This window comes from Streptomyces sp. Sge12, assembly GCF_002080455.1.
GTDB lineage: Bacteria > Actinomycetota > Actinomycetes > Streptomycetales > Streptomycetaceae > Streptomyces.
Window position 1 is genome coordinate 4,758,512 of sequence record NZ_CP020555.1, and the last position, 13,448, is coordinate 4,771,959.

Annotated in this window: 11 protein-coding genes; 5 read left to right on the top strand and 6 right to left on the bottom strand. The window is 73.7% G+C overall.

The window, feature by feature from the left end:
* Nucleotides 1-4: 4 nt before the first annotated feature.
* Nucleotides 5-2,551 carry an SUKH-4 family immunity protein gene (locus tag B6R96_RS21340; RefSeq protein WP_081523270.1) on the top strand — a complete coding sequence of 849 codons (2,547 nt, stop codon included), beginning with the start codon at nucleotides 5-7 and terminating at the stop codon, nucleotides 2,549-2,551.
* 130 nt (nucleotides 2,552-2,681) lie between these two features.
* Nucleotides 2,682-3,554, top strand: a complete 873-nt coding sequence (locus B6R96_RS21345) for a cellulose-binding protein (RefSeq protein ID WP_081523271.1) — start codon at nucleotides 2,682-2,684, stop codon at nucleotides 3,552-3,554.
* A gap of 59 nt (nucleotides 3,555-3,613) precedes the next feature.
* Here the strand turns inward: B6R96_RS21345 and B6R96_RS21350 are convergent, their stop codons facing one another.
* From B6R96_RS21350 to B6R96_RS21360, 3 genes are all read right to left on the bottom strand, one after another.
* Nucleotides 3,614-4,258, bottom strand: a complete 645-nt coding sequence (locus tag B6R96_RS21350; RefSeq protein ID WP_081523273.1) for a GNAT family N-acetyltransferase — start codon at nucleotides 4,256-4,258, stop codon at nucleotides 3,614-3,616.
* Nucleotides 4,259-4,385: 127 nt separating this feature from the next.
* Nucleotides 4,386-5,042 carry a DUF4232 domain-containing protein gene (locus tag B6R96_RS21355; protein ID WP_081523274.1) on the bottom strand — a complete coding sequence of 219 codons (657 nt, stop codon included), beginning with the start codon at nucleotides 5,040-5,042 and terminating at the stop codon, nucleotides 4,386-4,388.
* 136 nt (nucleotides 5,043-5,178) lie between these two features.
* Nucleotides 5,179-6,066 carry an alpha/beta fold hydrolase gene (locus B6R96_RS21360; RefSeq protein WP_081523275.1) on the bottom strand — a complete coding sequence of 296 codons (888 nt, stop codon included), beginning with the start codon at nucleotides 6,064-6,066 and terminating at the stop codon, nucleotides 5,179-5,181.
* Between the two features lie 82 nt (nucleotides 6,067-6,148).
* Here B6R96_RS21360 and B6R96_RS21365 point away from each other — a divergent pair, with 82 nt between their 5' ends.
* Complete coding sequence (locus tag B6R96_RS21365; RefSeq protein WP_030386175.1) at nucleotides 6,149-6,709, top strand: CGNR zinc finger domain-containing protein; 561 nt, start codon at nucleotides 6,149-6,151, stop codon at nucleotides 6,707-6,709.
* Here B6R96_RS21365 and B6R96_RS21370 read toward each other — a convergent pair.
* From B6R96_RS21370 to B6R96_RS21380, 3 genes are all read right to left on the bottom strand, one after another.
* Nucleotides 6,679-7,134 (bottom strand): hypothetical protein, encoded by a 456-nt coding sequence (locus tag B6R96_RS21370; RefSeq protein ID WP_159396355.1) that lies wholly within the window; start codon nucleotides 7,132-7,134, stop codon nucleotides 6,679-6,681. The two genes, B6R96_RS21365 and B6R96_RS21370, sit on opposite strands and share 31 nt — an antisense overlap.
* On the bottom strand, nucleotides 7,131-8,009 hold the full coding sequence (locus B6R96_RS21375; RefSeq protein WP_237291477.1) for a hypothetical protein: 879 nt from the start codon (nucleotides 8,007-8,009) through the stop codon (nucleotides 7,131-7,133). The genes B6R96_RS21370 and B6R96_RS21375 overlap by 4 nt, the downstream gene beginning before the upstream one ends.
* A gap of 90 nt (nucleotides 8,010-8,099) precedes the next feature.
* Nucleotides 8,100-9,716: an MFS transporter gene (locus B6R96_RS21380; protein WP_237291478.1), complete on the bottom strand. Its 1,617-nt coding sequence runs from the start codon at nucleotides 9,714-9,716 to the stop codon at nucleotides 8,100-8,102.
* Nucleotides 9,717-10,053: 337 nt separating this feature from the next.
* Here B6R96_RS21380 and B6R96_RS21390 point away from each other — a divergent pair, with 337 nt between their 5' ends.
* The gene (locus tag B6R96_RS21390; protein WP_384506248.1) at nucleotides 10,054-10,830 is read left to right on the top strand and encodes an ABC transporter ATP-binding protein; all 777 of its coding nucleotides are present in this window, start codon (nucleotides 10,054-10,056) and stop codon (nucleotides 10,828-10,830) included.
* Complete coding sequence (locus B6R96_RS21395) at nucleotides 10,827-13,409, top strand: ABC transporter permease (protein WP_081523282.1); 2,583 nt, start codon at nucleotides 10,827-10,829, stop codon at nucleotides 13,407-13,409. Before B6R96_RS21390 ends, B6R96_RS21395 begins: the two co-directional genes overlap by 4 nt.
* Nucleotides 13,410-13,448 lie beyond the last annotated feature (39 nt).

Genomic DNA, 13,448 nt, shown 5'->3' on the forward strand with positions numbered 1-13,448 from the left:
CGCGATGGTGACGTTTGCGCAGGCGCAGGAGCGCGCCGAGGAGTGGATCAACGGCGACGTGCCCGCGTACCAGCACCGAGAGGTGCGCGTACGGGAGTTCGGGCTCGGGTTCGTGGTGTGGGCGGAGGACCGCGCGGCCGGTCCCGTGTCCGGTGGCGGCCGCCAGCGGCTGGTCATCGCGCGGGACAGCGGGGAGGTGACGCTGTGGCCGGGACTGCCGGTGGGTGAGGTGATCCGCCGGTACGAGGAGGAGTACGGGGCCGTGGCCGCCGCGGCTTCGGAGGCTTCGGTCCCGCCGCCGCGGATCGATTCCGAGCAGACGTCCTTCATGCTCAGCCCGCCGGAGTGGTTGCAGGAGGCCGCGGACCGGGCGGGGATCGCGCCGAGGTCGGCGCCGGCGCCCGTGCCGGCCCCCGATCCGGCGGACCGGGCGCCGGCCGCCGCGGACTCCGGTCCGGCGGCGCCCGCGGACGCCCCGGCCGCGCCCGGGCCCGTACCGGCGCCCGTCGAGGCCGTGCCGCTGCGGCGCGGCGGCGAGATCCCGTACGAGCCCACGGCCAACGACGGGGTGCCGGCCGCGGTGCCGATCGGTGCCACGCCCTGGGCGGGTACCGATGTGAACTCCGGTGCGGACGACGTGTCCGTGCCGCTGCCCGCGACCGTGTTCGCGCCGCCGCTGTCCGGGTCGGACCTGGAGGACGCGCCGTCGTCCGGGGTGGCCCCGGAGGCGAAGACCACGCTGATGGCGGGCGGCAGCCAGCTGCCGAGGACCGCGATCGTGCCCGCGCTGGGCACGCCGGACGAACCGCCCGCGGGCGGTTCGGCGGGCGGTTCGGCGAGCCGTTCCGCGGCGAGCGACATCGCGGACGCGCCGACCAGCAAGGCCCAGGTCTCCCGGCCGTCGACCCCGTCCACGCCGCCGGGTCCGCCCGGTGCGCCCGCGGCTCCCGGTGCTCCGGGTGCTCCGGGTGCGCCCGCGGGCGGGATCGACCATGCCGCGACGATGCTGGCCGGCCCCGGTGTTCCGCAGCCGCCCGGACCACCGGGGGCTCCCGGGTCGCAGGGCCGCGGCATCGACCACGCCGCGACGATGCTGGCCGGCCCGTCCGTCACCGGTGGGCCGCCCGCGCCGCCCGGTCCGCCCGGTGCTCCGGGTGCTCCGGGTGTGGGTCAGCCGCCGGCGCCGCCCGGTCCGCCGGGGGCTCCCGGGTCGCAGGGCCGCGGCATCGACCACGCCGCGACGATGCTGGCCGGTCCGTCCGTCACCGGTCAGCCGCCCGCGCCGCCCGGCCCGCCGGGGGCTCCCGGCGCGCCCGGTGCCCCCGGTGCCCCCGGTGCGCCCGGTGGCGGGGCCCATCACGCCGCCACGATGCTCGCGGGTCCCGGCGTACCGCAGCCGCCCGGCCCGCCCGGCGCTCCTGGTGCCCCGGGTGCGCCCGGTGGCGGGATCGACCATGCCGCGACGATGCTGGCCGGCTCCGGCGTGCCCCAGCCGCCCGGTCCGCCCGGTCCGCCCGGCCCGCCGCCGGGTGCGCCCGGTGGGACCGGTCCGCAGCCCCCGGCTCCGACCGGGGCGCCCACCGTCGGCCCCGGCTACCAGGCCGTGCTGCGCTACCGCGCGCCCGACGGCTCCGAGCAGCAGCTCATCCGCCGTTCGGCGCCCGGCACCCCGCACCCGGAGTGGCAGATCCTCTACGAGCTGCGCGCCATGAACGTGCCGCCGCAGCAGGTGCTGGAGCTGCACACCGAGCTGGAGTCCTGTGAACTGCCCGGCGGTTACTGCTCCCGGATGATCCGGGAGACCTGGCCGCAGGTGCGGATCACGAGCGTGGCCCCGTACGGCAAGGACCACGCGGGCCGTCAGCAGGGCATGCGGCACCTGCTCACCCACCAGGGCGAGCTGCACCAGGTGGCGGACGGTCCGGCGCGCCCCGCGCCGGTACGTGCGCCGCTGCCGCAGGTTCCGCTCCAGCCGGCGATCCCGCTGGAGGCGATCGCGCAGGAGCTGACGGCGGCCTTCGGTCCGCAGGGCGTGTTCCGGTTCGACCAGCGGGCCGTGTCCCGCCAGGGTGTGCCGGAGATCGTGGCGCAGACGCTGATGTGGTCGGGCCTGCCGGTCGATTTCGGGCCGTTCTTCTGGGCGCAGGCCGTGCCGGGCCAGCCGGTGCCGACGCTGGCCGAGATGGCCCAGCAGCGGCAGGTGCAGCCGGCTTCGGACGCGGGCTCGTACCTGGTCGTCGGCAGCGACTTCGGCAAGGCGCTGTGCGTCCAGTACGGCACCGCACACATCGTCGCGGTGCCGGTGGAGGGCGGTCCCGGGGGTGCTCCGGTTCCGCCGCAGTTCGTGAACTCGAGCCTGCCGCAGTTCGTACGGTCCCTCGCGATGCTGGGTCACATGTGGCGGCTGCGGCAGCATCTGACGCCGGAGCAGGCGGGCCGCTGGACCGTCGATTTCCAGGCGAATCTGGCGGGGCTCGACAGCGCGGCACTGGCCTCGCCGGAGAGCTGGTGGTCGGTGCTGCTGGAGCAGATGTGGGACGGATTGCTCTGATCGGTTGATCGGATGATCGATTGGATGGCCGGGTCGGGACCTTCGAACAGGATCTCGGCCCGGCCATTCGGGCTTCCGGGATCAAATGACGCATCCTTGACGGGAATCCCCGCGAGAGAGGCGCATCCGGATGAGTGCACCCATTGCGACCGTGCGCGGTCGCGGCTACCGCATGGAAGAGGTCGACCGGTACCTCGCCCGGCTCTCCGGGAGCCGGGACGAGGCCTGGGAGCGGGTGGCACGGCTGACGGTCCTGGCCAAGCAGATGGAGGCGGAGGCGGCGCGGCTGCGCGAGGCGGTCTCCGCGCTGGCCCCGCAGACGTACGACGAACTGAGCGAGCGGGCCCGCCGGATCCTGCTGCTGGCGGAGGAAGAGGCGGACGCCGTACGGACGGACGCGCGGGTGGACGCCGCCGCGACGCTCGGCGCGGCCGAGGCGCGCGCCGACCGGGCGGCGGAGCTCGCGCGGGGCGACGCGGAGGCGGTGCGCGAGCAGACGGAGGTCCGGGCCCGGCAGGGGCTGCTGCGGGCGCAGCGCGAGGCGGACGACGTACGGGCCGCGGCGCGGGAGGACGCCGCGGGGTGGCGGGCGCAGGCGGTGGCCGCGCTGGCCGAGACGCGGCGGCGGGCGGACGCGGAGCGGGCGGAGCGCGAGCAGGAGCAGGCGGAGCGCTGGGAGGCGGCGGAGCGGGAACTGGTGGCGCGCGAGGCCGAACTGGACGCGCGCCACGCGGAGCTGGAGCGGTACGCGGAGGCGCGGTCGGCGGAGGCGCGGCGCGGCTTCGCGGAGGCCGAGGAGTCGGCGCGGCACGGGCTGGAGGACGCGGAGGCACGGGCCGCGGAGCTGGTCGCGGGGGCGCGGGTGGCGGAGGAGCGGACCGAGCGCGAGACGCGGAGGATCCTGCGGGAGCACGGCGAGGCGGCGGAGGAGATGCGGGCGCACATGAACCATGTCCGCTCCAGCCTGGCGGCGTTGACGGGCCGGGCTCCCGCGGAGGGCTAGACCGTCTCTTTCGGACCTTGCCGGGCGTCGCGGGCCCGGCAGGATCCGGAAGAGAAGGCTCAGGCCGTGCCGCTCGGGTGGGCGGTGGGTGCCGTGGGGTCGGCCGGTTCCGGGTCGGTGGCCAGGCGGGCGTGCAGGTGCTCGTCGTGGTGGACCCCGTCGCCGAAGCGGTGCGACGCGCGCAGGGTGCCTTCGGGGAGGTAGCCGCAGTGGTGGGCCACCCGGCAGGAGGCCTCGTTGCCGACGGCATGGGCTATCTCGATCCGGCGGGCGTCGGTCGTCGCGAAGGCCCAGCCGGTGACCGCCTTCGTCGCCCGGGTGGCCACGCCCCGTCCGCGGGCGTTCGGCAGCACCCAGTAGCCGATCATCGCCAGGCCGTCCTCGCGGTCGACCCAGCGCAGGGAGACGCTGCCCAGCAGGGCGCCGTCGGCGGCGTCCAGCGCGGCGAAGGAGGCGCCGGCGCCGCGGTCCCAGCCTCCGTCGCGCGCTTCCAGCCATGCCAGGGCGTCCTCGCGGCCCGCTGTCGCGAGCGGGTTCCAGAGGGAGATCAGCGGGTCCGCCGCGGCGGCCATCAGTCCGTCCAGCATCACGTCCGGCCGGGCGATCGCCCGGCCCCACGGGTGCAGGAGTACATCGCCCAGGTCGAGCGTGGTGCGGACGAAGGTCGGCCGGTCTGCGGGGGCCTGTGCGGCGGAGGTGCTCATGACGCCCTTCCTACCGGCCGATCGGACCTGCCGCCAGCCATTTCCGCCGGGCCCGGCCCCCGGTCCGGCCCCGGTCCGGCCCCGGTCCGGCACCGGTCCGGGCCCGGCCGGATCCGGAAGGGACGGCCTAGCGGGTGCCCGACCGGAACAGGAAGTCCTCGATCGCGCCGAGGTCGCGGTTCCAGTACGTGACGCGGGCGTTGGTTCCCACGTTGAGGGAGCCGATCTCCTTGGACAGGGCGACGTCCAGCATCGCGGACTCCCTGTTGCTGTTGAGGGCGCGGTCCTGGTAGCCGATGGACACCGCCTCGACGGCGACCGTCGGCTCGCTCCCGCGGAAGAGGAACAGGCCCGCGTACGCCTTCTCCTTCGGCCCGATCGTGGCGATCGCCCGCGGCGCGGACCCCATCGGGTCGATCGGGCCCTCGATGACGGCGCCGAAGCCGATGTACGGGTAGTGGTAGAGGGTGCAGGTCCTGTCGGTGAAGTTGGTGGCCGTGACGAGCAGGTGCTGCCCCGAGTCCTGACGCCAGACCGATGTGGTGATGCTGAGGTCGTTGTCGTTGCACGCCACCGCGCCCGCCGGCGTGGCCGTGGGTGCGGTCGTGGGTGCGGCCGAGCCCTGCGGGGGGCTCTTCGTGCCCGGTGCCGCCGACGCGCCGGACGGGCTGCCGGAGGGGGTGGGGTTCTTGGGGTCCGCGAGGCCCGGGTTGCAGGCCGCGGACGAGAGGAGCGCGGCGAGGGCCGCGGCTGCGAGTGCGTAGGTTCTCCAACTGGTGCGCATGGTGGCCCCCGTGAGCGAATGGACTGGACGATCGCTCGGTTCATTCCCCGGCGGGGGCACCGGCGACTGGATTCTGACGGACGGTTACGGACTCAGTACGTGAAGGTGACCCTTCCGTTCCTGGTGGTGGCGGAGGTCACCGGGCCCCCGCGGCGCCGCCCAGGAAGTCCTCGATCAGCGGGGCGATCTGCGGCAGGTGGGTCTCCAGGGCGAAGTGGCCCGCGCCCTCGAAGACGTGGACCTCGGCGTCCGGGGCGTCGCGGAGGTACGCCTTCGCGCCCGCCGGGGTGAAGAAGGGGTCGCCCGCTCCCCAGACGACCAGCACCGGGATCCGGGCGGAGCGCAGCCAGGCCTGCCAGACGGGGTACTGGGCGAAGTTCGAGGCGTAGTCGAAGGCCAGGTCGGCCTGGGCGTCCGCGCGGCCCGGCAGGCCGAGGTGGTGCACATCGAGGGTCCAGCTGTCGGCGGAGAGGAGATCGGGATCGGCGACGCCGGTCTCGTACTGGAAGCGGGTGCCCTCCAGGGTGAAGAGGCCGCGGACGCGCTCCTCGTTGCCCGGGACCTCGCGCCGCAGGCCGGCGAACTCGCGGGCCGCGTCCGAGAGGCCCTCCTCGTAGGCGTTGCCGTTCTGCACGATCAGGCCGGTCACCCGCTCCGGGCGGCGCGTGGCGAGCCGCAGCCCGACCGGTGCGCCGAAGTCGAAGACGTACAGGGCGAAGCGGTCCAGTCCGAGGGCGTCGGTGAAGCCCTCGACGACGTCGGCGAGCCGGTCGAAGGTGTAGGTGAATCCGGCCGGGGTCCCGGTGCGGCCGAAGCCGGGGTAGTCGGGGGCGATCAGGCGGTACGGGGTGTCGCCGAGCGCGTCCATCAGGCGGGCGAACTGGTGGGAGGCGGTGGGGAAGCCGTGCAGGAGCAGGAGTACGGGTCCGTCGGCGGGGCCGCTCTCGCGGTAGGCGACGCGGACCCCGTCCACGTCGACGGTGCGGTGCCGGATGGTGGGAATGGTGCGGCGAGCCGTGGTCATCACATGCCTCCTGCGTCCTTGTTTCCATTAGTCTTACCGAGTGATCACTAATGGGTCAAGGCTTTGAAGTAGCATTAGTCGGGTGACAGTGACCTTTCCGCTCACCGGTGAGCCCCTCGCGCTGGACCTCCTCAACACCGGGGCCGCCACGGGCGACCTCGTCGCCGACCCGGCCGGGCTCGCGGCCTGGCTGGCCGCGCAGACGGGGCGGCTGACCCCGGTCGCAGCGGTCGGTGCGGCCGAGGTGGCCGCCGTGCGGGCCGTACGGGAGGCCGCGCGCCCGGCGCTCGACGCGGTGCGGCGCGGTGAGCGGCCCCCGGCCGGTGCGCTGCGCGTACTGAACGAGGCCCTGGCCGCGGCGCCCTCGTACCGCGTGCTGGCCTGGACCGAGGAGGGCGGGACGGCCGCCGCCGCGCACCGCGGCGCCGAGCCGGCCCGGCGGCTCGCGGCGGAGCTGGCCGAGGCGGCCGCGGAGCTCCTGACGGACCCCCGGGTGGGGCAGGTGCGCGAGTGCGAGGCCCACGACTGCGTCCTGCTCTTCCTGCCGGCGCACCCCCGCCGCCGCTGGTGCGTGGCGTCGGCCTGCGGCAACCGCGCCCGGGTGGCCCGGTACTACGCCCGCCACAAGGGCGACACCCCGTAGGGGGTGTCTGGAGCACCTCCTGGAGCGGCGAGGCGAAGGTGCACGGTGAACGACAGGGTCCGTCCGTCGTCGAGGGCGAAGCGGATGCCGCGGCGGCTCGGCCGCAGCGATCTGCCCGCGGCCCGCGCCGTGAACGGCACGCCGTCGAGCCGGCCGTGGATGCCGTGCCGCACCCTCCTGCGCATGCCCTCGCCCGGCAGCCCGGCATCGTCGATCTCCAGGACGGTGTCGCCGTCCAGGACGAACTGCCGGCGCTCCCACGCCTCGGCCTTGGCGTCGGCGGTCAGGCGCGGGCCGGGTTCCCGCAGCAGCGTGTACCTGCCGTGGGCCGTGGGGATCTCGGCGTGCCGCTCGCGGGTGTGCACCGGGCGGTGCCACGTCTTCATCGGGGCCCGCCAGGACGGGCGGACCGGGGAAGGGCTCACGGCCGGGATTCGGCCGGCTGCTGCTGGGCCGGGACGGCCGGCTTCGACGGGGACGCGTAGCAGTACGGATCGCTGCGCAGGCCGCGGGCCGTGACGACCACCGCGAACGGAGGTGTCCTCGGGGGATCGAGGGTGGCGGTCAGGGCGCCGGTGAGGGGGTCGGCCCGTACCGGGAGGGGGGTGTCGTCGACGGTGAGGAGGGTCGGGGGGCCCGCCGGGTCCGGGGCGAAGCCGCCGCCCTCGACCGTGAGCCGGCCGTCGTCCAGCGAGACCTGTGTGATCACCGGGTTCGCGCGCACGGCCAGCTTGTTGACCAGGTACGCGCCCGCCGGGGCGCCCGTCAGGGCCCACATCTCGGCGGGCAGGCGCGGGAGTCCGCCGCCCACGTCCGCGAGGAAGAACAGCACCACGTACAGCATGGTGACCGCGCTGAGCGCGACGTACTGGAGGTCCACCAGGTCGGTGCGCCCGCTGTCGTTCGCGATCAGCTCCCGCAGGGGCCGTCGGCCGGAGCCGGTCGGTCGGGCGGCCGGCTTGGCCAGGGTGCCGTGTTCCACGCGCAGGCCCACGACGGCCTTCGCCGCGATCAGGGCCACGTACGGGCCGCCGAGCAGCGGCAGGTACACCGTGGTCAGGGAGGACAGCGGGCCGTCGGGGCCCCGGAAGTACGCGACGCCGCCGCCCGCGGTGAGCCCGTAGCCGAGGACCGCCAGCAGCAGCCAGAGCAGGATCACCGTCCAGGCGAGGGCGAGGGCCGTCGAGGTGGACAGGCGGCCGTCGCGGCCGGTGACGAAGCCCGGACGGCGGCTGAGCCGCAGGCAGAGCGGGCCGGCCAGCGCGGCCAGTAATGCGAGTGCGCAGAGTGCGGATGCCATGTCGTCGTCCCCCCGGATACGGTCCTGCCACGAGGGTCACTTACTGGCCCGGCCATGACAAGCCGACCCTCCGTGTTCCGCCCGCTCCCGCTACTCCTCGTTCGCGTCGGGCAGTACGGGGAACCGGCGCGGGGCCACCAGCAGCAGCACCAGCAGTGCGGCCACGGCGGCGGCCGTCGCGCCGAGGAAGATGTGCTCCACGGCGACGGCCACCGCCTCGCGCAGGTAGTCGGCGGCGGCCGCGGGGAGCAGCTCCGGCCGGTCCAGGGCCTTGGCCACGTCGTCCAGGTGCTCCGGGAGGCCGGGTACGGGGGCGTCCGCCAGGCGGGCGGCGATGGTGGCGTTGGCGACGGCGGCGAGCAGGGCGGCGCCGACGCTCTGGCCGACCTGCCGGCAGAACAGCACCGAGGCCGTGGTGGTCCCGCGCTCGGCCCAGCCCACGGTGGACTGGACCCCGACGATCAGCGGGAGCTGGAAGAGGCCGAGGGCGCCGCCCAGCAGCAGCATGATCAGGGCGGGCTGCCAGGGCCGGGCGGGGTAGGGGAGCAGGGTGAAGGAGTACAGGATCACCGCGGCCAGGCCGATGCCGACGGCCGCGGTGTTCCGGAAGCCGATGCGCCGGTAGACGTGCTGGCTGAGGGCGGCGGAGACGGGCCAGCTCAGGGTCATCACCGACATGACCAGGCCGGCGCCGACGGGGCCGAGGCCCAGCACGGACTGAGCGTAGGTCGGCATGAACACCATGGGCGCGACCATCAGCAGGCCAAGTGCCCCCAGGGCCAGGTTGACGGCGGCGATGGTGCGCCGGCGCCACACCCAGCCGGGCAGGATCGGTTCCTCGGCCCGGCGTTCCACCCGGACCACGACGGCGGCCAGCACCGCGCTCGCGCCCAGCAGGCCCAGCGAGGGGGCGGACAGCCAGGGCCAGGCGACCCCGCCCTGGACGAGCGCGAAGAGCAGCAGTCCGCCGCAGGCGAAGACGCCCAGCGCCCCCGCCCAGTCGACGGGGCCCCGGCGCCCGGGCGACCGTACGGGCTCCTTCAGGTGACGGGCGATCATCCACAGGGCGGCGCCGGCCAGCGGCAGGTTGATCAGGAAGATCCAGCGCCAGTGCGCATAGGAGGCGAGCAGTCCGCCGAGCGCCGGGCCGGCCACGGCGGAGGTGGCCCAGACGCTGGACATCCGGGCCTGGATCCGCGGCCGTTCGGCCAGCGGGTACAGGTCGGCGGCCAGGGTCTGGATCGTGCCCTGGAGGGCGCCGCCGCCCAGGCCCTGGACGAGGCGGAAGGCGATGAGGGCGGCCATGTTCCAGGCGGACGCGCACAGCAGGGAGCCGACGAGGAAGAGGCCGATGCCGAAGAGCAGGACGGGCTTGCGGCCGAAGGTGTCGGAGAGCTTCCCGTAGACGGGCAGGGTGACGGTCACCGCGAGCAGGTAGCCGGAGAACAGCCAGGAGAAGACGGAGAATCCGCCGAGGTCGCCGACGATCTGCGGGACGGCGGTGGCGACGATGGTGCTGTCGAGGGCGACGAGGGCCATGCCGAGCATCAGCGAGGCGACGACCGGTGCCGCAGGACGGGCGGCCGGCTTCTTCGGGGGTGCGCCGCCGGTCCCGGACCTGGCCGAAACCCCCGCCCCGGACGTGTGGTCCGGACGCCCCGCGGGTATGCCGTCCGGACTCGCGCCCGTGCTCTCCGCCGATGCCACCGAGATTCCTTCCCCCTGCACGTAACTGCGGGGAACACCATCTCACCGCCGCGTGCCGGGCGGTATCCCTCAGGGTCGGTACGCCGAAGGGTGCAGATCCCCTAGGGGTCCCTCCGCACAACGGGCCAGGGGCCGTTCCTCCCGGCGGAGGAGGTGGGGTGGCCCGATGTCTCCTTGACTGGAACCTACGCAGCAGAGCCGGGGGGTGGGGTTAACCCCCGGGCGGATACGGCGATGGGCACCAGCGCGCCGTCGACCCGCCCGGCGGAGACTCATGACGGCGACGCGCACATCGGACGCACGCATTCGAAGAAGGAGAAAGACCGTGACAACGGCTATGACCGAAACCAGGCACGGGGGTACTGGAGGGCATGCAGCCGTCGCGGCCCGGGCACGCAAGGTCGTCAAGGCCTACGGCTCCGGGGAGACGCGTGTCGTCGCCCTCGACGACGTCGACGTCGACATCATGAGCGGCCGGTTCACTGCGATCATGGGCCCCTCCGGCTCCGGCAAGTCCACGCTGATGCACTGCCTCGCCGGTCTCGACACGGTGACCAGCGGCCAGATCCACCTGGACGACACCGAGATCACCGGGCTGAAGGACAAGAAGCTCACGCAGCTGCGCCGCGACCGGATCGGCTTCATCTTCCAGGCCTTCAACCTGCTGCCCACGCTCAACGCCCTGGAGAACATCACGCTCCCCATGGACATCGCGGGCCGCAAGCCCGACGCGGAGTGGCTGAACCGGGTCGTGGAGACGGTGGGTCTCGCCGGCCGCCTCAAGCACCGCCCGACCGAGCTCTCCGGCGGCCAGCAGCAGCGCGTGGCGGTCGCCCGCGCCCTCGCCGCGCGCCCGCAGATCATCTTCGGCGACGAGCCGACCGGAAACCTGGACTCCAGGGCGGGCGCCGAGGTCCTCGGCTTCCTGCGCCGCTCGGTGGACGAGCTCGGCCAGACCATTGTCATGGTCACGCACGACCCGGTGGCCGCCTCCTACGCGGACCGCGTCATCTTCCTCGCCGACGGCCGGATCGTCGACGAGATGTACGGGCCCACCGCCGAACAGGTCCTGGACCGCATGAAGGACTTCGACGCGCGCGGGCGGACCTCATGAGCACCGTCCTGAAGACCTCGCGGCGCAACTTCGTCGCCCACAAGGGGCGGATGGCGCTCTCCGCCGTCGCCGTCCTGCTCTCCGTCGCCTTCGTCTGCGGCACCCTGGTGTTCACCGACACCATGAACACCACCTTCGACAAGCTGTTCGCCGTCACCAGCTCCGATGTGACCGTCAGCCCGAAGGAGGCCGCGGAGGGGGACGAGACCCCCGAGCGCGGCCGCCCCGAGATCCTGTCCGGTTCGGCCGTCGAGCAGGTCCGCAAGGCCGAGGGCGTCAAGAGCGCCGAGGGCGGCGTCGTCTCGATGTCCGTCACGGTGGTCAACTCCAAGAACGAGAACATGGGCTCGACCACCGGCGCCCCGACCATCGCGGGCAACTGGAGCGACAACGAGCTCAAGTCCATGAAGATCACCTCGGGCAACGCGCCGCGCGGCCCGACCGAGGTGATGGTCGACGCCGACACCGCCGAGAAGCACCACCTGAAGCTCGGCGACGAACTGCGCACCATCGCCATCACCGGCGACATCCGCGCGAAGATCAGCGGTATCGCCACCTTCACCGTGACCAACCCGGGTGCGGCGATCGTCTACTTCGACACCGCCACCTCGCAGCAGGCGCTGCTCGGCTCCCCCGGCTCCTTCACGCACGTCAACGTCACCGCCAAGGACGGGGTGAGCGACGAGCAGCTCAAGCAGAACATCGCCACGGCCGTCGGCGCGGACACGTACAAGCTGCAGACCGCCAAGGAAGCCGCGGACGCCAACCGCAAGGACGTCGGCTCCTTCCTCGACGTCATGAAGTACGTGATGCTCGGCTTCGCCGGGATCGCCTTCCTCGTCGGCATCTTCCTGATCTTCAACACCTTCTCGATGCTGGTCGCCCAGCGCACCCGCGAGATCGGCCTGATGCGCGCCATCGGCGCCGACAGCGGGCAGGTCCTGAAGTCCGTGGTCGTCGAGGCCTTCCTGCTCGGCGTCGTCGGCTCGCTCCTGGGCGTCGGCGCGGGCGTGGGCCTGGCGATCGGCCTGATGCAGCTCATGGGCGCCATGGGCATGCACCTGTCCACCGACGACCTGACGATCGCCTGGACCACCCCGGTCGTCGGCATCGTCCTCGGCGTCATCGTGACCGTCGTCTCCGCCTTCGTCCCGGCCCGCCGGGCCGGCAAGGTCTCCCCGATGGCCGCGCTGCGCGAGTCCGGTACCCCGGGCGACAAGAAGGCCGGCGTCGTCCGCGCCGTCCTCGGCCTGGTCCTCACCGGCATCGGCGGCGCCGCGCTCTACCTCGCCACCGCCGCCGAGAAGGCCGGACCCGGCTCGCTCTGGCTGGGCCTGGGCGTCGTCCTCACCCTCATCGGCTTCATCGTGATCGGCCCGCTGCTCGCCGCGGGCGTGGTGCGGGTGCTCTCCGGCGTGGTGCTGCGGCCCTTCGGGTCCGTGGGCCGGCTCGCCGAGCGCAACGCCCTGCGCAACCCGCGCCGCACCGGTGCCACCGCCGCCGCGCTGATGATCGGCCTCGCGCTGGTCGCCTGCCTGTCGGTGGTCGGCTCCTCGATGGTGGCCTCCGCGACCGAGGAGCTCGACAAGTCGGTCGGCGCGGACTACATCGTCAACTCCGAGACCGGTCAGCCCGTGCTGCCGCAGGCCGAGCAGGCCCTGCGCGCCACCAAGGGCCTCGACCACGTCACCGCCTACCGCGAGGTGGCGGCCAAGATCACCGCCGCCGACGGCTCCACCGTGGAGGAGGGGCTCGGCGCCACCGACCCGACGTACGCCAAGGACATCCGGCGCAAGATGGTCGCCGGCGAGCACGCGGCGGCGTACGCGGCGAACACGATGTCGGTCGGTTCCGGCTACGCCACCCAGCACGGGGTGCGGCTCGGCGACGAGCTCACGGTCGCCTTCACCGGCGGCAACACGGTCAAGCTGAAGGTCGCCGCGATCACCAGCGACGAGGGCAACCTCGACAAGGGCATGAAGTACATCAGCACCGAGGCGGCCCGGGCGAACGTCCCGGCCGACAAGCTGCCGCTCCCCTTCATGCTGCTGGCCAGCGCACAGGACGGGCAGTCGGACGCCACCGCGTACCAGTCGGTCAAGACGGCGCTCGCCGAGTACCCGCAGTACAAGGTGCGCAACCAGACCGACTACAAGCAGGCCCTGAAGGACCAGGTCGGCCAGCTGCTCAACATGGTCTACGGGCTCCTCGGCCTCGCGATCATCGTCGCGGTCCTGGGCGTCGTGAACACCCTGGCCCTCTCGGTGGTCGAGCGGACCCGCGAGATCGGCCTGATGCGCGCCATCGGCCTCTCCCGCCGCCAGCTGCGCCGCATGATCCGCCTGGAGTCGGTGGTCATCGCCCTCTTCGGCGCCCTGCTCGGCCTCGGGCTGGGCATGGGCTGGGGGATCGGCGCGCAGCAGCTGCTGGCGCTCCAGGGCCTGAAGGTGCTGGAGATCCCGTGGCCGACGATCCTCGGGGTGTTCGCCGCCTCGGCCTTCGTGGGCCTGTTCGCCGCACTGGTCCCGGCCTTCCGGGCAGGGCGGATGAACGTTCTGAACGCGATCGCGAGCGAGTAACCGCGGACGGTCGTTCGGGGGAATGCCGGTCCGGGACCT

Excerpts from the sequence above, each read along its gene's own strand:
- B6R96_RS21340 (WP_081523270.1), top strand. The coding sequence starts at position 5 with ATGGTGACGTTTGCGCAGGCGCAGGAGCGCGCCGAGGAGTGGATCAAC.
- B6R96_RS21375 (WP_237291477.1), bottom strand. The coding sequence starts at position 8,009 with ATGGCATCCGCACTCTGCGCACTCGCATTACTGGCCGCGCTGGCCGGC.
- B6R96_RS21350 (WP_081523273.1), bottom strand. The coding sequence starts at position 4,258 with ATGAGCACCTCCGCCGCACAGGCCCCCGCAGACCGGCCGACCTTCGTC.
- B6R96_RS21395 (WP_081523282.1), top strand. The coding sequence starts at position 10,827 with ATGAGCACCGTCCTGAAGACCTCGCGGCGCAACTTCGTCGCCCACAAG.
- B6R96_RS21345 (WP_081523271.1), top strand. The coding sequence starts at position 2,682 with ATGAGTGCACCCATTGCGACCGTGCGCGGTCGCGGCTACCGCATGGAA.
- B6R96_RS21360 (WP_081523275.1), bottom strand. The coding sequence starts at position 6,066 with ATGACCACGGCTCGCCGCACCATTCCCACCATCCGGCACCGCACCGTC.
- B6R96_RS21390 (WP_384506248.1), top strand. The coding sequence starts at position 10,054 with ATGACCGAAACCAGGCACGGGGGTACTGGAGGGCATGCAGCCGTCGCG.
- B6R96_RS21355 (WP_081523274.1), bottom strand. The coding sequence starts at position 5,042 with ATGCGCACCAGTTGGAGAACCTACGCACTCGCAGCCGCGGCCCTCGCC.